The 22,989-nt window shown below is 63.0% G+C and carries 21 protein-coding genes, 1 tRNA gene and 2 riboswitches; of the genes, 12 read left to right on the plus strand and 10 right to left on the minus strand.

The genetic code is table 11. The features are described 5' to 3' along the window. Nucleotides 1–2: 2 nt before the first annotated feature. The 3 genes from LGR44_RS20980 to LGR44_RS20990 form a co-directional block, all read right to left on the minus strand. Nucleotides 3–887, minus strand: a complete 885-nt coding sequence (locus tag LGR44_RS20980) for a carbohydrate ABC transporter permease (RefSeq protein ID WP_226742670.1) — start codon at nt 885–887, stop codon at nt 3–5. Continuing rightward, on the minus strand, nt 884–1,750 hold the full coding sequence (locus tag LGR44_RS20985; protein ID WP_226742694.1) for a carbohydrate ABC transporter permease: 867 nt from the start codon (nt 1,748–1,750) through the stop codon (nt 884–886). The genes LGR44_RS20980 and LGR44_RS20985 overlap by 4 nt, the downstream gene beginning before the upstream one ends. A 147-nt stretch (nt 1,751–1,897) precedes the next feature. Then, on the minus strand, nt 1,898–3,133 hold the full coding sequence (locus tag LGR44_RS20990) for an ABC transporter substrate-binding protein (protein ID WP_226742671.1): 1,236 nt from the start codon (nt 3,131–3,133) through the stop codon (nt 1,898–1,900). Nucleotides 3,134–3,292: 159 nt separating this feature from the next. Here LGR44_RS20990 and LGR44_RS20995 point away from each other — a divergent pair, with 159 nt between their 5' ends. From LGR44_RS20995 to LGR44_RS21010, 4 genes are all read left to right on the plus strand, one after another. Further along, a complete protein-coding gene (locus LGR44_RS20995) occupies nt 3,293–4,348 on the plus strand; it encodes a LacI family DNA-binding transcriptional regulator (RefSeq protein WP_226742672.1) in 1,056 nt (351 codons plus the stop codon). 141 nt (nt 4,349–4,489) lie between these two features. Continuing rightward, on the plus strand, nt 4,490–6,097 hold the full coding sequence (locus LGR44_RS21000) for a glycoside hydrolase family 43 protein (protein ID WP_226742673.1): 1,608 nt from the start codon (nt 4,490–4,492) through the stop codon (nt 6,095–6,097). A gap of 91 nt (nt 6,098–6,188) precedes the next feature. Beyond that, entirely contained in the window at nt 6,189–7,187 is a 999-nt protein-coding gene (locus LGR44_RS21005) for a Gfo/Idh/MocA family protein (RefSeq protein ID WP_226742674.1), read from the plus strand. A 157-nt stretch (nt 7,188–7,344) separates the two neighbouring features. Beyond that, on the plus strand, nt 7,345–8,091 hold the full coding sequence (locus tag LGR44_RS21010) for a hypothetical protein (protein WP_226742675.1): 747 nt from the start codon (nt 7,345–7,347) through the stop codon (nt 8,089–8,091). Nucleotides 8,092–8,438: 347 nt separating this feature from the next. Here the strand turns inward: LGR44_RS21010 and LGR44_RS21015 are convergent, their stop codons facing one another. The 5 genes from LGR44_RS21015 to thiM all read right to left on the minus strand — a co-directional run bounded on the left by LGR44_RS21015 (nt 8,439) and on the right by thiM (nt 12,737). Then, entirely contained in the window at nt 8,439–9,143 is a 705-nt protein-coding gene (locus LGR44_RS21015) for an aspartate/glutamate racemase family protein (RefSeq protein WP_226742676.1), read from the minus strand. 286 nt (nt 9,144–9,429) lie between these two features. Then, nucleotides 9,430–10,521: a TRAP transporter substrate-binding protein gene (locus LGR44_RS21020; RefSeq protein WP_226742677.1), complete on the minus strand. Its 1,092-nt coding sequence runs from the start codon at nt 10,519–10,521 to the stop codon at nt 9,430–9,432. Next, entirely contained in the window at nt 10,505–11,305 is an 801-nt protein-coding gene (gene thiD / locus LGR44_RS21025) for a bifunctional hydroxymethylpyrimidine kinase/phosphomethylpyrimidine kinase (protein ID WP_226742678.1), read from the minus strand. The genes LGR44_RS21020 and thiD overlap by 17 nt, the downstream gene beginning before the upstream one ends. Beyond that, a complete protein-coding gene (gene thiE, locus LGR44_RS21030; protein ID WP_226742679.1) occupies nt 11,302–11,967 on the minus strand; it encodes a thiamine phosphate synthase in 666 nt (221 codons plus the stop codon). The genes thiD and thiE overlap by 4 nt, the downstream gene beginning before the upstream one ends. Then, nucleotides 11,964–12,737: a hydroxyethylthiazole kinase gene (gene thiM / locus LGR44_RS21035; protein ID WP_226742680.1), complete on the minus strand. Its 774-nt coding sequence runs from the start codon at nt 12,735–12,737 to the stop codon at nt 11,964–11,966. Before thiM ends, thiE begins: the two co-directional genes overlap by 4 nt. Beyond that, nucleotides 12,728–12,831, minus strand: a riboswitch (TPP riboswitch). It overlaps the preceding gene by 10 nt. A 91-nt stretch (nt 12,832–12,922) precedes the next feature. Next, nucleotides 12,923–13,030: riboswitch (TPP riboswitch) on the plus strand. A gap of 57 nt (nt 13,031–13,087) precedes the next feature. Between thiM and thiC the strand changes: the two genes are divergently transcribed. After that, entirely contained in the window at nt 13,088–14,935 is a 1,848-nt protein-coding gene (gene thiC / locus LGR44_RS21040; RefSeq protein WP_319004876.1) for a phosphomethylpyrimidine synthase ThiC, read from the plus strand. A gap of 1,037 nt (nt 14,936–15,972) precedes the next feature. On the opposite strand, the gene LGR44_RS21045 is transcribed toward thiC, so the two are convergent. Then, a tRNA-Ser gene (locus LGR44_RS21045) sits at nt 15,973–16,062 on the minus strand. A 261-nt stretch (nt 16,063–16,323) separates the two neighbouring features. On the opposite strand from LGR44_RS21045, the gene rplU reads away from it, so the two are divergent. From rplU to proB, 5 genes are all read left to right on the plus strand, one after another. Then, nucleotides 16,324–16,722, plus strand: coding sequence for a 50S ribosomal protein L21 (gene rplU, locus LGR44_RS21050; RefSeq protein ID WP_114772676.1), 399 nt, complete (start codon nt 16,324–16,326; stop codon nt 16,720–16,722). A gap of 38 nt (nt 16,723–16,760) precedes the next feature. Beyond that, complete coding sequence (gene rpmA / locus LGR44_RS21055; protein WP_226742681.1) at nt 16,761–17,027, plus strand: 50S ribosomal protein L27; 267 nt, start codon at nt 16,761–16,763, stop codon at nt 17,025–17,027. A 178-nt stretch (nt 17,028–17,205) separates the two neighbouring features. After that, nucleotides 17,206–17,850, plus strand: coding sequence for a GNAT family N-acetyltransferase (locus tag LGR44_RS21060; RefSeq protein ID WP_226742682.1), 645 nt, complete (start codon nt 17,206–17,208; stop codon nt 17,848–17,850). An 86-nt stretch (nt 17,851–17,936) separates the two neighbouring features. Further along, complete coding sequence (gene obgE, locus LGR44_RS21065; RefSeq protein ID WP_226742683.1) at nt 17,937–18,971, plus strand: GTPase ObgE; 1,035 nt, start codon at nt 17,937–17,939, stop codon at nt 18,969–18,971. Then, a complete protein-coding gene (gene proB, locus LGR44_RS21070) occupies nt 18,968–20,113 on the plus strand; it encodes a glutamate 5-kinase (RefSeq protein ID WP_226742684.1) in 1,146 nt (381 codons plus the stop codon). Before obgE ends, proB begins: the two co-directional genes overlap by 4 nt. Here the strand turns inward: proB and LGR44_RS21075 are convergent. Then, a complete protein-coding gene (locus tag LGR44_RS21075; protein ID WP_226742685.1) occupies nt 20,088–20,933 on the minus strand; it encodes a DUF72 domain-containing protein in 846 nt (281 codons plus the stop codon). The genes proB and LGR44_RS21075 overlap by 26 nt on opposite strands. Before the next feature lie 94 nt (nt 20,934–21,027). Between LGR44_RS21075 and LGR44_RS21080 the strand changes: the two genes are divergently transcribed. Next, complete coding sequence (locus tag LGR44_RS21080; RefSeq protein WP_226742696.1) at nt 21,028–22,269, plus strand: glutamate-5-semialdehyde dehydrogenase; 1,242 nt, start codon at nt 21,028–21,030, stop codon at nt 22,267–22,269. Then, nucleotides 22,266–22,922 (plus strand): nicotinate-nucleotide adenylyltransferase, encoded by a 657-nt coding sequence (locus LGR44_RS21085; protein ID WP_226742686.1) that lies wholly within the window; start codon nt 22,266–22,268, stop codon nt 22,920–22,922. The genes LGR44_RS21080 and LGR44_RS21085 overlap by 4 nt, the downstream gene beginning before the upstream one ends. Nucleotides 22,923–22,989 lie beyond the last annotated feature (67 nt).

The raw sequence follows: 22,989 nt of genomic DNA on the forward strand, positions 1-22,989 counted from the left end.
GCTTACCCCTTCACAGCACCGGCGGCGATGCCACGGATGAACCAGCGTCCCGACACGAAATAAACCGCGAGAGGGACGAGGGCCGCCAGCATGGTTGCCGCCATATCGACGTTGTAGGCGCGCTCACCTTGGGTCGAGTGAACGATGTTGTTGAGCTGCACCGTCATGGGCAGGTTCTCCCGGCCCGCAAAGGTCAGCCCGAAAATGAAGTCGTTCCAGATGCCGGTGACCTGAAGGATCGCCGCGACCACGATCATCGGCGTCGACATAGGCAGCATCACCCGGAAGAAGATTGTCCAAAAACCGCCGCCATCGATGCGGGCGGCCTTGAACAGTTCGATGGGAAGGCCGGCGTAGTAATTGCGGAACAGCAGGGTCATCGTGGGCAGGCCGAAGATCACGTGAACGATGACGATGCAGAGCAGCGAGTTGTAGATCCCGGTCATGGAGAAGATCCGCACCAGGGGATAGAGGAAGACCTGGTAAGGGATGAACGCTCCGAGGAGAAGGATGCCGAACATCAGGTTGGCACCGCGAACTCGCCAGAGAGATAGGGCGTATCCATTGATGGCGCCTGCGGCGATCGACAGGATTACGGAGGGGATCAGGATGCGAACCGAGTTCCAAAAGCCGACGCTGATGCCATTGCATTCGAGGCCGGTGCAGGCCGAGGACCAAGCCTTGCTCCAGGCATCGAAGGTAAGCATCGAGGGCAGGGCGAGGATATTGCCGAGCCGGATCTCCTCCATCGGCTTGAGCGAGGTCACAACCATGATCCATAGCGGCAGCAGGAAGAACAGGGCGGCCGAGATCAGGAATACATAGATTCCGATACGGCCGATCGTGATGTGCTTCGGGCGGCGCCCCTGCGGTACGACAGCGGTCATGCCGGTCTCCCCTGCGGACGGACGTACTTGGCGTAGACCCAGGGCGCGAGGATCACGACCACGGTGATCAGCATGATCGTCGCTGCGGCGGTTCCGAGGGCGATGTTGTTGCGCTCGAACAGGTGGTCCATGACGAACTTCGCCGGCACTTCGGTCGCAATGCCTGGGCCGCCGAGTGTCATGGCGACGACGAGGTCGTAGAGCTTCACGACGCCGGTCGCGAGCAGAACAGTCGCGGTCACCACCATCGGCCGCAGAAGCGGCAGGACAACGGAGAGATAAACCCGCCAGGTCGGGATCCCGTCGACGCGCGCAGCCTTCCACAGGTCCGCATCCACCCCTCGCAATCCCGCAAGCAGGATTGCCATGGTCAGTCCGGCTCCATGCCATAAGCCTGCTATGACGATAGTGTAGATCGCCATCTCCTGGTTCACGAGCCAATCGAAGGTAAAATTCTCGAAGCCCATGTCCCGCACGAGCTTCTGAAGTCCGAGGCCGGGATTGAGAAACCACTGCCAAGCCACGCCGGTGACGACGAACGACATGGCGTAGGGATAAAGGAAGATCGTGCGGAGGACGCCTTCGGCGCGCACGTTCTGATCGATAAACACGGCGAGCAGGAAGCCGAGGATGAGGCACCCCGAGACGAAAAGGGTGCCGAAGATGAGGATGTTTTCAGCCGAGACCAGAAAGCGGTCGTTCATGAAAAGACGGCTGTACTGAGCAAAGCCGACCCAGTCGAGCTTGGGGAGGAGCGTCGAGCTCGTGAATGACAGCCGCACTGTCCAGAGCATGCAGCCGATATAGACGACCAGGACGATGAGCGCTGTCGGCAGAAGCGCCAGGGCGGCTGGGAGTCGCATTCTCACGCGGCGCCGGCTCTTGAGCGGACGTGCGGAGCTGGCAACGGCAGTCGGGATGGAGACAATAGCCATCGGGCACCCGTTCTGTCGGGAGTGGTAGGATTCGGCGGGCGTAGGGCCTGCCGAATCCACGGAGCTCAACCTGCCTCAGCTGGCGCTCTGCATGGCAGCCGTGACCTTTTCAACGAAAGCGTCTGCCGACATGTTCGGGTTGTTCCAGTACTGCGTGACCGCATCCTGCATGGCGCCAGAGAAGTTCGGCGTGCTCAGGAGCTCCATGGCCTCGACCTGGTTTTCCGGGTTCTTCAGCACCGAAGCAGATTTCTGAGCGCAGATGTCCATGGACGAGACATCGACATCCAGGCGAACCGGGATCGAGCCCTTCTTCTTGTTGAACTCGAGCTGGGTGGCAGGATCGAGCAGAACTTCAGCCAGCTTGTCCTGGGCTGCGAGCTGGTCCTTGTCCTTGGTCGCCGGAAATACGAAGACGTCGCCGCCGATCACGAGCCGGGGGTCCTTGCCGACGATGGTGCAGCCATATTCCTTGCCTGCCGTCTGGCCCGCGGCGGTGAACTCGCCCTTGGCCCAGTCGCCGTTGAAGTGCATGGCCGCCTTGTCGGTGATCACAAGGGCCGCGGCGTCGTTCCAGTTGCGGCCCGGTGAGCCCGGGTCGACGAGGCTGCGCATCTTACCGAACAGCTCGGCCACTTCCTTGAACTCGGCACTCTTGGCGGCTTTCGTGTCTCGCTTTCCATAGACACTACGGAACAGATCGGCTCCGCCGCTGCCAACAAGAACGGCCCGGAACAGGTTGTGCTCCCAGTTGGGCTGGCCGCCAAGGGCAAGTGGAATGACCCCCTTGGCCTTCAGCCTTTCGCCGGTCTCGATGAGCTCAGGGAAGGTCTTCGGGGGCTCGACGCCAGCATCCTTGAGGAGCTTGGTGTTGTAGAAGAGCCAGTTCTGACCGTGAATGTTCACCGGAACCGCATAGAACTTACCGTCGCGGACCGTTGCCTCGACGATGGGTTTGGGCATGATCTCACGCCACTTGCCGGCCTTCGCCGCGGTTTCGACGTCGCGCACAAGATCATTGGTTACGAGTTCGTCGAACTGCTTGCCGGTATTAAACTGCATCATGGTCGGGGGATTGCCGCCGACGATGCGGTTGATACCTGCCGCACGGGCGTTCGCGCCGCCGGCAATGGCGTTGTCGACCCAGGTGCCGCCAGTCTTGGCGTACTGGTCGGCGAAAACTTTGACGGCGGCGGATTCCCCCGCCGAAGTCCACCAATGGAGTACCTCCGCCTTTTGAGCGAAGGCTCCAGAGCTCCAAATGAGGGCAACAGAAAGGGTATACGTGGAAACGCGTGTCTTCAGGCTCATGGCTTCCTCCCAGAAGCGTTTCGGTCGTTTCTGTAATCGATTACATCTTATTTTATATAAGTTGAAATCGACTTCAAGGTAAGTCAAGCATAAAGTATCGCCTCAAGATGGTCGCGATGACTGAGGTGATACTTTGTACGATCATAAGGGGTGGGCAGCATGAGCCGTAGGCGCTGGCGCGCGGTCAAGGAAACGCGCATCGCAGACGTGGCACGGCTCGCCGGCGTTTCGACCGCCACCGTCAGCCGCGTTCTGGCCAACCCGGATCAGGTCCGACCGAAAACACACGACCTTGTGATGGAAGCCGTGCGCCGTAGCGGCTACACGCCCAACAGCACGGCCCGGAATCTACGCACCCGTCGCACCATGACCGTGCTGGTCGTTGCGCCGAGACTCACCAACCCGGTCTTCGCGCAAGTGCTCCGTGGGGTGGACGACGAACTGACGCAGAACGGTTACGGAATCATCGTCGGCAATCTGGACAATCTCATCGAGCGAGAGGCCCGATACGTCGATCTCGTGCTCTCGCGGCAAGTCGATGGCGTTCTTCTGATGAACGGACGCATTCCCGAGAAGGGCAGGCGCAGCATGGGCGAAGCCGGACTCCCGATTGTAGCCCTGTGTTCGGCAATCCCGGATGCCGGGATCCCCAATGTGACGGTCGAGGACCGTGAAGCCTCCCGGAGGGCGGTGGAGTACCTGGCGCAACTCGGACACTCCAAGCTCGGCTATATCTCAGGTACTCCCGGCACATTCATCGAGGTGGAACGCTTCTCCGGTTTTCAGGAGGGAGTCGCTGCCGCTGGACTCTCCCAGGAGGATTTCGTGCGCTGGGAGGGGCCGTTCACATTCGCGACCGGCGTTGCTGCCGCAGAAGCTTTCCTTCGTTTGAAGAAACGCCCTACGGGAGTTTTCGCCACCTGCGACGAGAGTGCGATTGGATTCATCAAGACAGTGAGATCGGCCGGGGTCCGGGTTCCCGATGATGTGTCCGTCGTCGGCTTCGATGGCATCGAGTTCGCCGATTACACCGAGCCGACGCTCACCACCTTCCAGCAGCCGCTGCATGAGCTCGGGCGCACCGGAGCGCGCATTCTCCTAAAGATGATCCAGGGGAAAATGAGTCCGGCGGATTGGGACATTCGGCTGCCTTTGCAACTGCTTGAGCGCGGCACGACAGGGCCCGCGCCGAGAAGAGGCCGGAGTGCAAAGTGATCAGCATGCCCACGGATCGCGACGGCTATATCCCCGAGGGGCGTCGCGGTAGCAATTCCGCTGCTCCTCTCTCAAGCTCTCACCGTGCCGGCAATCTTTCCCGTCCTTCTGTCCATTGAAACACAAATGCCGGAAACGCTCATGACGACCATTCGCAACCCCATTCTGCCTGGGTTCAACCCTGATCCCGCATTCTGCAGGGCCGGCGATGACTATTACATCGCCACATCAACCTTCGAATGGTATCCGGGCGTGCAGATCCATCACTCCCGCGATCTTGTAAACTGGAGGCTGGTCTGTCGTCCCCTTGACCGCCAGTCCCAGCTCGATATGCGCGGCAACCCGGACAGCTGCGGCGTCTGGGCACCTGCTCTGACCTATGCGGACGGCTTGTTCTGGCTGATCTACACGGACGTGAAGCGCCGTCTCGGCAACTTCAAGGACACTCACAACTACCTTGTGACGGCGCCGTCCATCGAGGGGCCTTGGTCCGATCCGATCTTTATGAACTCGTCAGGCTTCGATCCCTCTCTCTTTCACGACGATGACGGGCGAAAGTGGTTCGTCAACATGGTTTGGGACCATCGCCGCCGTCGCAACTCCTTCGACGGCATTCTGCTGCAGGAATATTCGCCCGCCGAGCAGCGGCTTGTTGGTCCGATCAAGAACATCTTCAAGGGAAGCCCACTCGGGCTCGTCGAAGGGCCACATCTCTGGAAGCGCAACGGTTGGTACTATCTGACCGTGGCCGAGGGCGGCACCTCCTACAACCATGCCGTCACGATAGCGCGTTCCAGGAACATCGATGGGCCCTACGAGCTTCATCCGAACACCCACCTCCTGACCAGCAAGGATGCGCCGGATGCTCCGCTCCAGAGGGCAGGCCACGGCTTTTACGTGGAGGCATCCACCGGCGAGGTCTATCACACACATCTCTGTAGCCGCCCGTTGCCTGGAACCCGGCGCTCGCCGCTGGGCCGGGAAACGGCGATCCAGCGGGTGGTATGGAGAGAGGACGACTGGCTCTATCTCGCTCATGGAGGGCAGGTTCCCGCTGTCGAGGTCAAGGGGCCTGATCTCCCGCGGCACCCGTTCCCGCCCGAGCCGGAGCGCCACGATTTCGACGATGGGAGATTGCCCTCAGCCTTTCAGTGGCTGCGCACGCCCGACTGGGGGCGGCTGTTCTCGCTGACGGTCCGGGCGAGCCATCTCCGGCTCTACGGGCGCGAGTCCATCGGAAGCTGGTTCGAGCAGGCGCTTGTCGCCCGCCGCCAGACGGATTGGAGCTATTCGGCCGAGACGGCGCTGGAGTTCGAGCCTGAAACCTATCAGCAGATGGCCGGTCTGATCTGCTACTACGATCGCGCGCGATTTCACTATCTCGCCGTGTCCGCTGACGATGAGGGGAGGCGGGTGCTTCAGGTCATCTCGTGCCTGGGAGATCATCCCGACGCCTTGATGACCTATATGCTCGACAGCGATCTGCCGTTGCCTGAGGATGGCCCCATCCATCTTGGCGTCGATGTCCATTTGGCTGATCTTCAATTCAGATGGTCCATTGACGGAGTGAACTGGAAACCTGTCGGTCCCATCCTCGATGCGAGCATTCTCTCCGATGAGGCGGGGCCGGGAGCTCATGGATCCTTCACGGGCGCCTTCGTCGGGATGGCCGCGCACGACCTGACAGGTCGCGCCCTGCCGGCGGATTTCGATCACTTCTCTTACCGCGCCGATATGCCAAGCGACTAGGTGAGCATGGCCGCGAAGATTGCGCAGTGCAGCATTGCAGGGGTCAAAACGGCGCGTCGCTCAACAGGACGCATAGTTTAAGGAGGATGACATGGAGCCGGTTCGTTGGGGTATCTTGAGCACAGCCAGGATCGGTCGGATGAAGGTCGTTCCGGGAATGATGAAAAGCTCGCTATGCGCCATCACGGCCGTAGCGTCGCGGAGTGCGGCGTCTGCCGAGGCAATGGCCGGGGAGCTTGGAATTCCGAAGGCCTATGACTCCTACGAGGCGCTGCTTGCGGACCCGGATGTCGAGGCCATTTACAATCCGCTTCCCAATCACCTGCACGTTCCGCTGACCCTCAAGGCCGCTGCCGCCGGTAAGCATGTGCTGTGCGAAAAACCTATCGCGATCACGGCTCAGGAGGCAGGACAGCTCGAGGACGCCTCGTCCCAGGTGCTCATCGCCGAGGCGTTCATGGTCCGCCACCATCCGCAGTGGCAGCAAGCCCGAGATCTGATCCGGCAGGGAGGGGTTGGCGAGGTGCGAGCAATCCAGGTGCTGTTCTCGTATTTCAACGCGGACCCGTCCAATATCCGCAACAAGGCGGATATAGGTGGTGGCGGCCTGCTGGACATCGGCTGCTATGCGGTAGTGGCCGGGCGCTATTTCTTCGAGGCCGAGCCGACTCGCGCTGTAGTGCTGACGGATTTCGACCCTGCTATGGCGATTGATCGGACCACGAGCGCTCTCATGGATTTCGGCGCGGGCCGGCAGCTCATCTTTACGGTCTCGACCCAGATGGTCCCTTATCAGCGGGTGCAGATTCTCGGGACGAAGGGGCGCATCGAAATCGAGATCCCCTTCAATGCCCCGCCCGATCAGCCGACCCGCATCCTCGTCGACGATGGAAGTGTACATGGTGGGCGCTCGGCGCGAACCATCGAGTTCCCGGCCTTAGACCAGTACCAGCTTCAGGGCGAGGCGTTCGCCCGTGCTGTCCGTGGCGCCGAGCCCCTGGGCTACGGCATCCAAGATGCGCTCATGAACATGCGCATCTTGGATGCCTTGCGGCGCTCTGCAGAAGCGGCATCCTGGCAGCGGATCTAGAGCGCGGCTGAGTGCGGGATCCAACGTGTCCCGCAGAGGTGCAAGAATAGGGTTAAGCGATGATTAATTCCTGTTCTGCATCTTGCCAGGCCGAGGCAGTCGGTGATGTCGGCGGCTACAAAAACGATGATGAAATGCATAGGGCAGCGGATTTGACATGTCGAACTGGCGAGACGAGCGAAACCAGAAGTCCCGTGCCCGGCTCGAGAAGCGTCTCTCCGAGCACTTCCCCGCGTGCGTCGTGTCCCACGCGCTCAGGCAGCCGTTGATCCCTCCGACGCAGCGTCGTGCAATGGAGTCGTACTGGCGACATCGCCCTCTTCTGGCTGATCGATTGGCACGGGCACTCGCAGCCAAGAGCGGGCAGCCTGCAGCTTGGCATTGGCGTCTCGGATCCGGCAAGGAGGAGGGGCTGCCGATATCGTTCCGCACTCCGCCTTCGCCCTACCGGGAGCCCGCTTTCTCGCGCGGGCCGGGGCATTGCTGCGTCTGTGGACAGCCTGTCTATCGTTTGGGATGGCACCGCGATCTTTGGGGTGATGGAAAGCCCAACAAGAATGCCATCTGGCATGCCGCTTGTGTTGCGGCCTGGCAGTTCTGGACCGCACCTTCCGATCACCTCAGAATGCTGAAGCTTCGCCAGAACCGAAAATGCGCAACGACCGGGCGTCGCCTGCTCAGGACCGCCGAGGTGGACCATCGGGTTCCGCTCTTCGCCGTGTGGTCCCAGTCTCGTACGAAGCCCTGGCCGGAACTGCTGGCCTTCTGGGGAGCGCCTAACCTTCAGGTCATCAACCGAGCCGCTCACGTGGAAAAATGTGCGGAGGAGGCGGCGCAACGGTCAGAACGGCGGAGATCGACACTTTCTGCCGGAGGGGGCACGATGGAGGATTCCTCGCCATGATCCTCGGTGTCGGATAGGGGAAACCACATACCGAAAGCTGCTTGGGGCATATCGAGGGTATTTCATCCTTCACGGGGAACAGAGGAGGCCGCCGCCTCCGGTTTTCCCGATTCGCTTATGGCCTGAATGAGACCTCCGGGAGGTCAAGCCTTCATCACTGATAGTTTTTGCAGATCGCAGGCTTCACGCGGTACGGCGAAGACCCATCGCTCGCCGTGCGTAGATGCGAGAGGCCCAGCCTCCTGTCCGGTGGTTTAACGGTAGCGGGTCCCGCCCTTTCGGCAGCGACGCAGATTAGCTGGTCGGCGACCTGTTGATGGCGCCATCATGCCGAGGGAGCAATGCTCTTAAACGGTTCCGGCTGCGATCGCCTGTTGCACCGCAGCCTGAGCGTGCAGGGTTGTCGTATCGAACAATGGGACTGGGCTGTCCTCGGGCTGCACCAGCAACATGATTTCCGTACAGCCAAGAATAATCGCCTCTGCGCCCTGCTCAATCAGGCGCTGGATGATCTCGCGGTATTTCCTGCGGGAGGCAGACAGAACCTGGCCTGCGATCAGTTCTTGATAAATGATCTGATGCACGACCGCGCGGTCGGCAGGCTCCGGCACCAGAACATCCAGGCCGTATTCTGAGACCAGCCGGCCTTTGTAGAACTCCTGCTCCATCGTGAAGGCCGTGCCGAGAAGGCCAACACGGCTGTAGCCGGCCTCCTTGATCTTTTTTGCCGTCGGATCGGCAATGTGCAGCATGGGGATAGACACGCTCGCGGCAACTTCGCCGGCCATCCGATGCATGGTGTTCGTGCACAGGAGGAAGAAGTCTGCGCCACCGCGCTCGAGGCGTTGGGCGGCCTCGATCATCCTGCTGGTCAGCACTGACCACTGGCCCTCGTGCTGCAGACGTTCGATCTCGCCGAAGTCTACGGAGAACATCAAGCTTTGCGCGGAGTGTGCCCCACCCAACCGCTCCCGCACCTCTTGGTTGATGATGCGATAGTATTGCGCCGAGCTCTCCCAGCTCATGCCCCCGATCAAACCTATCGTCTTCATCGCCGTAGTCCTTAGGGTGCATTCCATCTGCGGCATCACCTAGCCTATTGCGATGGCTTGATAAACAGCCTTCGGGAGAATCGCGCCCGTGCTGCAGTGAAGGGCAGCCCGATCCTGAAAGATCGGATAACGGCACATCCGGAAGTCGGCCAATAGCCCACGGACGGAGATAGACCCACGCTGGCGCTCAGCAACTGCCTGGGACAAGCACGAAGCGACGGAGGTTCCCGAAGGACTGGGATCTCTTGGTACGGCCCGAAGCACCCATGCTAGCTCCCGCCGTCATCTACCGTGCCGCCGAGGATGCGCGCGTGTTGGCTCTGGCCATATCCGCGGCAAGCGTCGACCAGCCTCGAAGGTCGCGTTGGGCGTTCCTGTAGCTCTCCACGATGCGACCGGCGAGAGGGGAGGTGGAGGCGATCTCTGTGAGGAGTTCCGTTGAAGCCGCGTGAGCCGCATCGATGATGGAGCGGGGAAAAGCCTCAAGGTTCACCGGATACGTGCCGAGAATTTCCGTCAGCGCGACAGCATTGGTCTGGTGGGCATCGGCGAGACCCAGGGAATGTTCGGCTCTGCAGGCTTCGGCTACGATATGGCGCAGGTCCGGCGAGAGCCGATCCCATGCCGAAAGCGAGACCTGAAGTTCGCTGGCGCCGTTCGGCTTGTTGAATCCGGGTGCGTAATAGAATGGCGCATACTTCGGCAGACCTGTCTCAAGATCCGTCGCCGGCGCCAGAAACTCCGCCGCGTCGATGGAGCCCTTCTCGAGTGCCGGGAGCAGGTCGCCGGCGGAAACCGCCATGGGTACGGCTCCAAGCTTGGCGTAAATTTCCGCTCCCAGGCCCTGCACACGCAGGCGCATGCCCTTCAGATCCTCAAGGCCATTCAGCCTGCGCCGGAACCATCCGCCCATCGAGGGGCCTGTGTTCCCCGCAAGGAACGCCCGGACGCCGTGGGGATTGTAAAGCTCGTCCCAGAGCGCCTGCCCATCCCGCAACTCGATCCAGGCCTGGTGCTCGATGGGGCCGAGGCCAAAAGGGACACTCGTGAAGAAGCCTGCCGCCGGCATCCTGCCCTGCCAGTAAAGCGCCGCCGTGTGACCCATTTCGACGGTGCCGTTCGAGACCGCATCGAGCACTGCAAACGGCGGCACGATCTCACCGGCTGCAAACAGGTCGATCTGCAGCCGTCCACCGCTCATGGCATTGATGCGCTCGACGATCCGCTGCGCGGAGATGCCGGGGCCGGTGCGACCCTTCGGCCAGGAGGTGACCATGCGCCAGCGCAGGGTCTGGGCGCGAACGACAGTCGGTGCCGCGAGAGACGCGGCGCCGATGCCGAGCGCCATGCGGCGGGAGAGTTTAGGACCAGTGGGCATGGAAGTGATGCACGGGCCCGTGCCCGCGTCCGATCTGGAGTTGGCTGGAGGCGCCAATGGCGGCGCTGATGAAGCTCTTGGCTGCGGCAACGGCCTCCCTCAGCGGGAGGCCCTTGGCGAGCCCAGCGGCGATGGCCGAGGACAAGGTGCAGCCGGTGCCGTGGGTGTTGCGCGTCCCGATGCGGGGGGCCGTGAAGCGATGCATGCCCTGGAAATCCAGAAGGATGTCGGTGCTTTCCGCTCCTGAACCGTGTCCACCCTTCACCAGAACCGTCCTGGGGCCGAGGCGAAGGATCCGCTCGGCCTGCCGGAGCATCGCACGCTCATCGGAGGCCATCGGCTCGTCGAGAAGGGCGGCTGCTTCCGGAAGGTTAGGCGTGACGATGAGCGCCCTGGGAAGCAGGGTGTGGCGTAATGCATCGATGGCCTCCGGGGCAAGCAGACGGTCACCGCTGGCCGCCACCATTACGGGGTCGAGAACGACCTGTGTCGCATGGTGGCGCTTGAGGCCCTCCGCTACGGCTTCGATGATGGCGGGTTGGGACAACATGCCGATCTTCACCGCATCGACCGATATATCGGAGAAAACACTGTCGATCTGTTGCTCGACGAAGGCGGGCGGAACATCGTGTATGCCCTGAACGCCTAGGGTATTTTGCGCGGTCAGTGCCGTAATGACGCTCGCGCCATAAACCCCCAGAGCCGAAAAGGTCTTCAAATCCGCCTGGATCCCGGCTCCACCGCCCGAATCCGAACCTGCGATGGTGACTGCGACGGCTGTCATGCCAGGACGCTCCGCGAGGCCAGCGCTTCATCGACTATCCGCCGCAGCCGGGCTGCCTCGGCTTGTGGATCAGGCGCCATGAAAATCGCCGAGATGACTGCAATTCCGTCAGCGCCTGCAGTGATGACCGGTTCTGCATTCGAGGCATCGATTCCCGCAATGGCGCCGACCGGACCTCGGCTTGCGTTTCTGGCGCGTGCTAGAGTTGCGCGCAGACCGTCGAGTCCGATCGGCGGAGAAGGATTGTTCTTGCTCACGGTTGCGAAGATGCCGCCGATGCAGCCGTAGTCGACCGGCATATGTGCGAGCGCATCGGCGTGCTCCGGCGTCTTGAGCGTCAGACCGATGATTGCGTGCGGGCCCAACAATTTGCGTGCATCCTCGGGATGCAGATCCTCCTGCCCGAGATGGACCCCGTCGGCTCCTGCAGCCAGAACGATATCGACGCGATCATTGATCAGGAGCGGCACGCGGGTCCCTTCAAGAGCCATTTTGAGCGCGCGGGCCAGTTCCACGAGGCGACGGCCCTCCGCATGCTTGTCCCTGTACTGAATGAGCGTCGCACCACCGGCGACAGCCTGTCTGACGAGTTCGACAGGATTTCTGCCGCCAGTCCGTTCCGGGTCGATGATGCCATAGAGCCTGAGATCGACGTGGTTCATAGGATTCTCCCGCAGGCGACGAGGGTTGGCGTATCGAGGTTGAAGAGCGCGTCGAGAAAGGCGGGCTGGAATGTGCCCGGTCCGTTTGCGCCACGGGCTGCAATCTCTCCAGCGACTCCGGTGGCCAGCAAAGCCGAGGCTGCGGCCTCGAGCGCATTGTCGTGCAGGGCCGTGAAGGCTGCTATGAGGGCCGTTCCGGCGCATCCCATGGCGGTCACTCGGGTCATCAAGGGATGACCGTTCTCGATGCGAAGGGTGTGTGCACCGTCCGTGACCACATCCGCAGCACCGGTGACGACCACGACAGTGCCATGGGCGCTTGCGAATGCCTGCACGGCCTCTGGTGCCGCATCATTCCCGGCAAGAGCCATGAACTCGCTCGCATTGCACCGCAGGACACTTGGCCTGCCTGCAAGACAGGCGCGGGCAAGTTCCAGACGGGGCGGAGAGGATTCCACGAACACGGGATCGAGCACCCACGGCTTGACGTGAGCGCAGGCGGTCGCGATGGCTTGGGGGATGGCTGCGCGGCGGTCGCCGTCGAGCGTGCCGAGATTGACGAGCAGTGCGGCGGAGCGGCTGGTAAAGGCCGTGACCTCCTCCGGCGCGACGGTCAGGGACGGTAACCCACCAGCCGCGAGCAGAAGATTGGCCGTGAGGGTCTGCGCTGCCGCATTCGTGATCGCATGCACGCGTGGACGCTCGCTGCGGAGGCGCTCGAGCAGAGTCCCGGCCAATGCTGGAAGAAAGGTGTCTGGCGCCCTCGTCATCTCGCAATCCCTCCGCCGGCATAATCCGGATCAGGTTCGATGGGTTGGTCTCGACGAGACCTCTCAGCCCGGATGGGCACCCCAAGGAGATATCTGCGAGATAGTACCATCGCGCCCGCTTGGCAAGCATCGCGTCGTCCGCTCGCATGCTGGTTGACAGCCAGGAGTGCCTCGCCGAAGATCAGTGCTGTTCCGAGGGGAGCCCTGTGAGGGGCTGAGAGTCGGCTGATCCGCCGTGACCCTTGAACCTGATCCGGGTCATACCGGCGGAGGGACTGGAACTATCGAGCACGACGTTATCCCTCAGCTCGCTTTGCCCGGATCTCCCTTTGTTCAAGAGGAGAGATCCAGTGACCATCTTCATCGATAAGCCCAGGGGTGTCCCCCAATCCGTAACCACCGGCCCGATTCAGGGATCGCGCAAGATCTATGCCGTGCCAGCCGGTCACCCCGATATCCGGGTTCCCTTCCGCGAGATCGTTCTGACGGATCCCAATGAGGCTCCCGTGCGCGTTTACGATCCATCTGGCCCCTACACCCAGGACGAAGCGGCCATCGATCTTGGAAAGGGGCTTCCACTCGTGCGCGAATCCTGGATTGCAGCGCGGAATTTTGCGGCGATCGAGGCCCGGCCGGTGAGGCCCGAGGACAACGGAAATGTCTCGGCTGACGCGCTTGTGGAGCCGTGCCCGGCCGAGCGCATTGTGCGCCGTGCCGCGCTAGGCCAGATGGTCACGCAATACGAGTTCGCACGAGCCGGAATCGTCACCGAGGAGATGATCTTCGTCGCACATCGCGAGAACCTGTGCCGGGAGGCCATGCTGGCGGAGGCCGAGGTGCGGATCGCCGATGGAGAGAGCTTCGGCGCCGCCATTCCGCCATTCATCACCCCGGAATTCGTGCGTCAGGAGGTCGCCCGAGGTCGCGCAGTTATCCCGGCCAACATCAACCATCCGGAACTGGAGCCGATGGTGATCGGGCGCAACTTCCTGGTCAAGATCAACGCCAACATTGGCAATTCCGCCGTAATCTCGACCGCGGCCGACGAAGTGGAAAAACTCGTCTGGGCGATCCGTTGGGGCGCCGACACGGTGATGGACCTCTCCACCGGTCGCAACATCCACAACATCCGGTCCTGGATCATGCGCAACTCGCCGGTGCCTATCGGCACGGTGCCGATCTATCAGGCTCTGGAAAAGGTGGGGGGCGATCCGGTGAAGCTCGATTGGGAGGTGTTCAAAGACACCCTCATCGAACAGGCCGAGCAGGGCGTCGACTACTTCACCATCCATGCGGGCGTTCGCTTGCCGTATGTGCCGCTTACGGCCAATCGCGTCACGGGCATCGTCTCCCGCGGCGGCTCGATCATGGCGCGCTGGTGTCTGGCGCATCATCGCGAGAGCTTCCTCTACACGCATTTCGATGAGATCTGCGACATCATGCGAGCCTATGACGTCTCGTTCTCACTGGGCGACGGGCTGCGCCCCGGTTCCATTGCCGATGCGAACGACGCCGCCCAGTTTGCGGAGCTGGAGACCCTCGGGGAGCTCACGAGGGTGGCCTGGGAGAAGGGCTGTCAGGTGATGATCGAGGGGCCTGGCCATGTCCCGATGCACAAGATCAAGATGAATATGGACAAGCAGCTCCGCGAATGCGGAGAGGCGCCGTTCTACACTCTCGGCCCGCTCACCACCGACATCGCTCCCGGATACGACCACATCACGTCGGGCATCGGTGCTGCCATGATCGGTTGGTTCGGCACGGCGATGCTCTGCTACGTGACACCCAAGGAACATCTCGGCCTGCCAAATCGGGATGACGTCAAGACGGGGGTGATTACGTACAAGATCGCGGCCCATGCGGCGGACCTCGCGAAAGGGCACCCGGCAGCGCAGGTTCGGGACGATGCGTTGTCGCGCGCCCGCTTCGACTTCCGCTGGGAGGATCAGTTCAATCTGTCTCTCGATCCGGATACGGCGCGCGCCTACCACGACGAGACCTTGCCGAAGGACGCGCACAAGGTGGCGCATTTCTGTTCGATGTGCGGACCGAAATTCTGTTCGATGAAGATCACGCAGGATCTACGGGCGGAGGTGGCAGCGATGACCCCTGAGGCTCAGGAGCAGTTGGCCGGTATGCGTGCCAAGAGCCAAGAGTTTCTGGCCGGCGGTGGCAAGCTTTACGTCGACCCACGCTAACACCGCCAATGTGATGGACGCGGATACTGTCTCACGGATTCGCGTCCGTCACGCAAAATGTAGGTTCATAAGGCATTGGGCAAAGCTGCCTGGCCGGATGTCGAAGCTTCATTCGGCAGGCGCAATGGAATAGCCTGAGACGGCTCGGATGGAAAATGCTCCTCCGCGAGCCCGATGGGCGGTCCTGAACAACAGGGGCATCTGGTATGTCCGAGAGGCGTCGTTCCGCAGGAAGCTCCGCACAAGGGCAAAGCTGTGCAGTGCATGATGGAACTGATCCAAAATTGGGCAGTTCATCCGGCAAGTCAATCTATGCTGGTAGAGGCTGCAATGCGATCCCCGAGCCTCCTCACCTCCGCTATGGTCGGAGCCCTCCTCGTCTCGGCGGCATTTTGGGTTGCTGCCTTCACTCAGATCGAGATTTGATCTGTCGCTCCCGGTATGGCTCAGCGGAGGACATCGAACTGCTGCTGCTTGGTGTGTCGGAATTCTGGTCGCTCGGGGTCGCCGGCATCCACTCTTGCGGGAACAGGAGCAAGGCAGATCCTGACCGGGCCTGACACCAGCCCTCACGCGGAGCATCCCATTTCAGCACTGCAGTGCGTTCTCCATCCGGAAGCGTTATCCGGCCTAGGATAACCGTTCCGTCCTTCGGGGCCGTCTCGATAGGTTGCCACCCATCCATTGTGCAGGCTCCTTCCGTCGAATCAGGCAGGGCAGGCTAACTCCGCCAACCTGAATGCTCCCTGCAGATGTGACGGTGGGGTTGCCAGAGGAGAGGCACTAGGTGGAACCCCATAAGGCTGCGCCTGATCGTCCCTAGGCCGCATCCGGCGCCCTTCCGGTCCGTATCTACCCCTGCGACGGGGCTCTGGCCCACGAACGACGGAGCGCTCCGGGGATACCGCGGCGGCAACAGAGATCAGCTTCGGGGATGTTTCCGGGGGCGCCGCAAGCGTCAGTTCGTGCCTCTTGTGGCAGGACGGCAACAGCGCATCCGAGCCGGGCTTCAATGGACAAGATCTTCTAGGGAACGATGGCGGAGAGGGGGAGATTCGAACTCCCGATACGGTTGCCCGTATGCCGCATTTCGAGTGCGGTGCATTCAACCACTCTGCCACCTCTCCGGGGTGCGAAGGCCTTGGGGCCCGCTGGTTGAGGCGGGGTGGATATCACGCGTTCTTCCGCTCTTCAAGCACCTTCCTGCAGGTTTTTGATTGACAGGGGAGGGTTCGTTCCGTAGAGAGAATTTCTCTATGCGTGGACCCCTGTGTCCGCGCATTTTCATGCGGTGGCCCTGGGGCTGCCGTGAACCGAAGCCGGAAACTGCCAAAAAGTCGGCCCTGCGGGTCTCCTGCAGAGAGTCGGGTTTGAACACGAGGATCAAGATGTTCGCAGTGATCAAGACCGGCGGCAAGCAGTATCGCGTTGCCGCTGAAGACGTCATCACCGTTGCCACGCTCGCGGGCGAGCCGGGCTCGACCGTCACGTTCGACCAGGTTCTCATGGTCACGAACGACAACGGCACCCAGGTAGGCGCACCCCTCGTCGAGGGCGTCACCGTGACGGGCGAGGTGGTGGAACACACCCGCGGCGAGAAGGTCATCGCCTTCAAGAAGCGTCGCCGCCAGAATTCGCGCCGCAAGCGCGGGCATCGCCAGGACTACACCGTGGTGCGGATCACCGAGATCCTCGCCGGTGGCGCGAAGCCCAAGAAGGCTGCGGCAAAGAAGACCACCAAGGCTGCGGCGGACGACGCTGCGCCGGCCGAAACCGCTGCTGAGTAAGCGACTTAGGCAACTGACAGGAACACGGGAGTAGACCCATGGCTCACAAAAAAGCAGGCGGCTCGTCTCGCAACGGCCGCGACTCCGCAGGCCGTCGTCTGGGCGTCAAGAAGTTCGGCGATCAACAGGTCGTGTCGGGCAACATCATTATTCGTCAGCGCGGCACGAAGTGGCATGCCGGCGCCAACGTCGGCATGGGCAAAGATCACACCCTCTTTGCCACGGCTGATGGACGCGTCCGATTCCTTACGAAACAGGGCCGAGCTTTCGTATCGGTCGTACCGGCCCAAGAGGCAGCAGAATAACGGCGAGAGCGATACGAAGGAGCTCCCGCCGGCATCACACCGACCCGGCGGATCAGAGCTCCAAGTAGGCCCTCAAGGCCAAGCTCCAGATCCGAGAAAGACAGGGGAGGTGGGATGTCCACCTCCCCTTCGTCATTTCCGGGCCGAAACGAGGGCCCAACCGGATCGGAGCAGGACTATGTTTCCCGACCTCACCCGTGACGATGTGTTCCGCCTTGAAACCCGCCGCCTCTGGCTGCGCTGGCCGCGCCTTGCGGACGTTCAAGCCATCGTACGCCTTGCCGGTGAGAAAGCCGTCGCGGAGATGACGGCCCGAATTCCGCATCCGTACCCGCCGGAAGATGCCGAACGCTTCATCTTCCAGTCCCGGCGCTCAAATGCGGACGGCCAGGGCCTCGTGCTCGCCATCACGCCCAAGGGCAAGCCCAACAGCCTCATCGGCGTCGTGGGGATCGGTCCCGGCCTCGAGACGGGTAAGCCGACCCTGGGCTACTGGCTCGGCACGCCTCATTGGGGGCAGGGCTATGCCACCGAGGCGGCCCGCGCGCTGATCGACGCCTTCTTCGCCTATGGCGAGGAGGACGAGCTCATGGCATCCGCCCGGGTGCTCAATCCCGGGTCACGCCGGGTGCTGGAGAAGTGCGGCTTCGCCTATCAGGGTTCCGGCCTGGCCGAACTCCCTGCGCGGGGCGGATACTACCCGGCCGACCACTTCCGCCTCGACCGGCGGGCCTGGGAAAGCCTGAAGACCTGGGGGCATACGGGCCTCGTGAGGGAACCTGCATCCGTCGATGCGGGGCAGGAGCTCTCCCTCGTTCACTGACGAAAGCGCTCCCGAAGATTTTCGGGAGCGCTTCCACGTGGTCTTTCGTTGCTCCCGTACACCTTGTCCCGTAAAGGATGCGGGTTATGAAATTTCTCGACCAAGCCAAGATCTATATTCGTTCGGGCAACGGCGGCGCAGGCGCCGTGTCGTTCCGCCGTGAAAAATTCATCGAGTTCGGCGGGCCCGACGGCGGCGACGGCGGCCGCGGCGGCGACGTTTGGGCCGAATGCGTGGAGGGGCTCAACACCCTCATCGACTACCGCTACCAGCAGCATTTCAAGGCCAAGACCGGCGGTCACGGCATGGGCAAGAACCGGGCGGGCGCCAAGGGGGCCGACGCGGTTCTGAAGGTTCCGGCCGGCACCGAGATCCTGGATGAGGATGGCGAGACCGTCATCGCCGATATGACCCATGTGGGCCAGAAGGTCCTCCTGGCGAAGGGCGGCAATGGCGGCTTCGGCAACGCCTATTTCACCACCTCGACCAACCGGGCCCCGCGCCGGGCCAATCCGGGGCAGGAGGGGCAGGAGCGTACGATCATCCTGCGCCTCAAGCTCATTGCGGATGCAGGACTCGTGGGTCTCCCGAATGCAGGGAAATCGACCTTCCTGGCCACCGTCACGGCCGCAAAGCCCAAGATCGCCGATTATCCCTTCACGACGCTCCATCCGGGGCTCGGTGTCGTCCGGATCTACAATCGCGAATTCGTGCTGGCGGACATTCCCGGCCTTATCGAGGGAGCCTCCGAAGGCGTCGGCCTCGGCGACCGCTTCCTGAGCCATGTCGAGCGCTGCCGGGTGCTGCTGCACCTGGTGGAGGGCACGAGTGAGGATGCGGGACAGGCCTACGAGACCGTGCGTCACGAGATCGAGGCCTATGGTCACGGTCTGGCGGAAAAGCCCGAGATCGTCGCGCTGTCCAAGGCGGATGCCCTCGACGATGAGACGCTCAAGGAGCAGGTCGCGAAGCTGGAGCAGGCCTGCGGTCAGACACCCCTCGTCATGTCCTCGGCATCGAACCAGGGCGTGCAGGAGGTGCTTCAGGCGCTCCTTGCGGTGATCGACGACACCAAGGCCGAGGAAGAGCCGGCCGAGGCCCAGGAGGAGTGGCGCCCGTGAGCCCGGAGATCGGCCAGTTCCGCCGCATCGTTCTGAAGGTCGGATCGGCCCTTCTGGTCGACCGGGCGCGGGGACGGCTCAATCATGCCTGGCTCGCGGCGCTCGCCGAGGACATTGCAGACCTTCATGCCCGAGGCGCCGATGTGCTCGTCGTCTCGTCGGGGGCCATCGCCATGGGGCGAACGGTCCTGGGACTTCCCGCAGGACCGCTCAAGCTGGAGGAAAGCCAGGCGGCCGCAGCCGTCGGGCAGATCGCGCTGGCGCGGACCTGGTCGGAAGTGCTCGCCCATCACGGGATCACGGCAGGGCAGATCCTCGTCACCCTTTCCGATACGGAGGAGAGGCGGCGCTACCTCAACGCCCGTGCCACGACCTTGAAGCTGCTCGAAATGCGGGCCGTGCCCGTCATCAACGAGAACGATACGGTGGCCACGTCCGAGATCCGCTACGGCGACAACGATCGTCTGGCCGCTCGCGTCGCCACCATGATCGGGGCGGATCTGCTGGTCCTGTTCTCCGATATCGACGGCCTCTATACGGCGCCGCCCGCGTCCGACCCGAACGCGGAGCATCTCCCCATCGTGGAACGCATCACGCCCGCCATCGAGGCGATGGCCGGAGGCGCGGCCTCGGAGATCTCCCGCGGCGGCATGCGCACGAAGGTGGAGGCGGCCAAGATCGCGACCTCGGGCGGCACCCATATGGTCATCGCCGACGGGCGCACCAAGAACCCCCTGAAGCGGGTCGCCGAAGGCGGGCGCTGCACCTGGTTCCTAACCCCCTCCAACCCCGCAACCGCGCGCAAAACCTGGATCGCCGGCGCTTTGGAGCCGCGCGGCACCCTTTATGTGGACGAGGGAGCGGCCCGGGCGCTCCAGAGTGGCGCAAGCCTTCTGCCGGTGGGGGTCCGCCGTGTCGAGGGCAGCTTCGCCCGCGGCGATGCGGTGACGATCCGCGACGACCAGCGCATCCTGGGCCGGGGGCTCGTGGCCTATGACGCCGACGATGCCGCCCGCATCATAGGCCGCCCGAGCCGCGAGATCGAAGCAATCCTCGGCTATCCCGGGCGGACGGAAATGGTCCACCGGGACGATCTGGCGCTCACGGACCGCACCGTCATTCCAGCCTCCCTGTCAGCCTGAGCAATGTGCTGGCGTCGCCCGGTGCGGCGCTTTTGATGTCGTTGTCGAAATAGACGTAAACATCCCGCAGTTCCTCCTGCCAGGTGGCGATCTGCCGGGCCCAGTCCTGCAGGGTCTCCTGGCTGTAGCTCCCCGCATAGCGTCCGTTGGTGCCGTGGGCGCGGACATAGACGAAGTCGGCCGTCGTCACCCATGGAGCGGGAGCGGCCGCGTGATCGGAGATGCAGAGCGCCGCATTGTGGTCGCGCAGCAGGTCGAAAACCCGATCCTCGTACCAGCTCGGATGCCTGAACTCGAACGCGTAGCGGTGCCCGGGCGGTACGAGGCTCAGGCACCGCGCTACACGCTCCAGGGTTTCCTCGTTGGCCTTGAAGGTCGGCGGCAGCTGGAACAGGACCGGCCCGAACTTCTCGGCCAGACCAGCCATTCTACCGAAGACGAGGGCGATGCTGTCCTCGATGTCCTTGAGCCGCTTCATATGCGTGATGAAGCGCGAGACCTTCCAGGCGAAGAGGAAGCCTTCCGGCGTGCTGTCGTGCCATGTCCGGACCGCCTGCTCCGTGGGAAGGCGGTAGAAGGAGTTGTTGATCTCGGCCGTATCGAACCGATCGATGTAGAAAGCCAGAAAATCCTTGATCCTCAGGGTCGAGGGGTAGAAAGGTCCATGCCAGGATTTGTAGTGCCAGCCCGATGTGCCGATCCGGACCTCGGTCGTGTTTCGCAGCTTCGGTTCGGTTGGAGACGAGGACCGGCTTGGCCCTGGGGCCGCCGCGCGTGCTATGGATCTTGGAGGATGGGTTTGCCCCCGGGACTTGGACATGGATGACACTCGCACTTTGAGCGGACTCCCGCTCGCCGAACAGGTCAACGCCGCAGAGGCGGCATCGGTCGCGGGCGCGGACATCCCGGCACTCATGAACGAGATCGGGCGGCGCGCCAGACAGGCCGCCCGCCGCGTCGGGCTTGCGACCGCCGAGGAGAAAAATGCGGCCCTTATGGCCATGGCGGCCCGCATCCGAGGCCGCTCGGGGGCCATTCTGGCTGCGAATGCCGAGGATCTGGCGGAGGCGAGGGCCAAGGGCCAGACCCCCGCTTTCATCGACCGCCTGACCCTCGATCCGAACCGGCTGGAGGAGATTGCTGCGGCCGTCGAGAGCATTGCCCGGCTTCCCGATCCGGTAGGACGGCTTCTCGCGCGCTTCGAACGACCCAACGGGCTGCTGATCGAGCGCGTCTCGACCCCCCTCGGCGTGATCGGGGTCATCTTCGAGAGCCGCCCCAACGTGACGGCGGATGCCGGTGCGCTCTGCCTGAAGGCCGGCAACGCCGCCATCCTGCGCACCGGATCTGAGAGCTTCCGCACCTCCCTGGCCATCGCGGAGGCGATGGGGGAGGGGCTGATGCAGGCGGGCCTGCCGGCGGATGCCATCGTCCTCGTGCCGACCCGCGACCGGGCGGCCGTGGGGGCCATGCTCTCGGGGCTTGGCGGCAACATCGACGTGATCGTTCCCCGGGGCGGCAAGAGCCTCGTCGCAAGGGTGCAGGAGGAGGCCCGTGTGCCGGTCTTCGCGCATCTCGAAGGAATCTGCCATGTCTTCGTTCACGAAAAGGCCGATCTCGACATGGCCAGGCGCATCGTGCTCAACGCCAAGATGCGCCGCACCGGCATCTGCGGCTCGGCCGAGACGCTCCTGGTCGACCGGGCTTGCGCTGCCACGCACCTGAAGCCGCTCATCTCAACGCTTCTGGAGGCCGGCTGTGCCGTGCGTGGCGACGAGGCGGCCCAAGCCGTCGATCCCCGCGTCACCCCTGCCAAGGAGGAGGATTGGCGCACGGAATATCTCGACGCCATCATCTCTGCCCGGGTCGTGGACGGGCTGGAGGGGGCCATCGCCCATATCGAGGCCTTCGGCTCCCATCACACCGATTCCATCGTGACGGACGACGCCGCTGCCGCCGAGCGGTTCATGGCGGAAGTCGACTCGGCGATCGTGCTGCACAATGCCTCGACCCAGTTCGCCGATGGCGGCGAGTTCGGTTTCGGGGCCGAGATCGGCATTGCCACCGGCCGGATGCATGCACGGGGTCCTGTCGGCGTCGAGCAGCTGACCTCGTTCAAATATCGCGTGCTCGGCTCGGGCCAGACCCGCCCGTGAAGCCTTCGCCGTTCCGCTTCCGGCCGGAGCCCTCCGGCCTGGCGCGCTTGCCGCGGATCGCGCCCGGCATGCGGATCGGCCTCTATGGCGGCTCCTTCAACCCGGCCCATGCGGGGCACCGGCACGTGAGTCTCCTGGCCCTCAGACGTCTGAGGCTGGACCGGATCTGGTGGATTGTGACCCCGGGTAATCCCTTGAAGGACCTCAGCGAGTTGGTCCCGCTCCCCCTGCGGGTCGAAGGGGCCCGCGAGACCGCCGATCACCCCCGCATCGACGTGACCACCTTCGAGGAGGAGATCGGGGCCAGCTACACGGTCGAGACCCTGGCGTATCTCAGGCGGCGCTATCCGGGCGTTCGGTTCGTCTGGATCATGGGGGCGGACAGCCTCGCCAGTTTCCACCGCTGGCGCGGTTGGCGCAGGATCGCCCGGACGATGCCTTTTGCCGTGGTGGACCGTCCCGGCTGGACCCTGAAGGCCGTCCGCTCGCGTGGCGCCCAGGCCTTGTCGGCCTGGCGAATCGCCGAGGCTCGGGCGCCTGCCCTGGCCGATATGGCGGCGCCGGCCTGGGTCTTCCTGCACGGCCCACGCTCTCCTTTGTCATCCACTGCGATTCGCCGGATGCGACGAACTTCTCCTTTCGGGGGACGTTGAAATAACGTGCCGTTCGACCTTATCTTAAGGTCACGGCGCAGAGTGTTGCGCTGATTGAAAGGGTCTG

The organism is Microvirga lenta (assembly GCF_020532555.1).
Lineage (GTDB): Bacteria > Pseudomonadota > Alphaproteobacteria > Rhizobiales > Beijerinckiaceae > Microvirga > Microvirga lenta.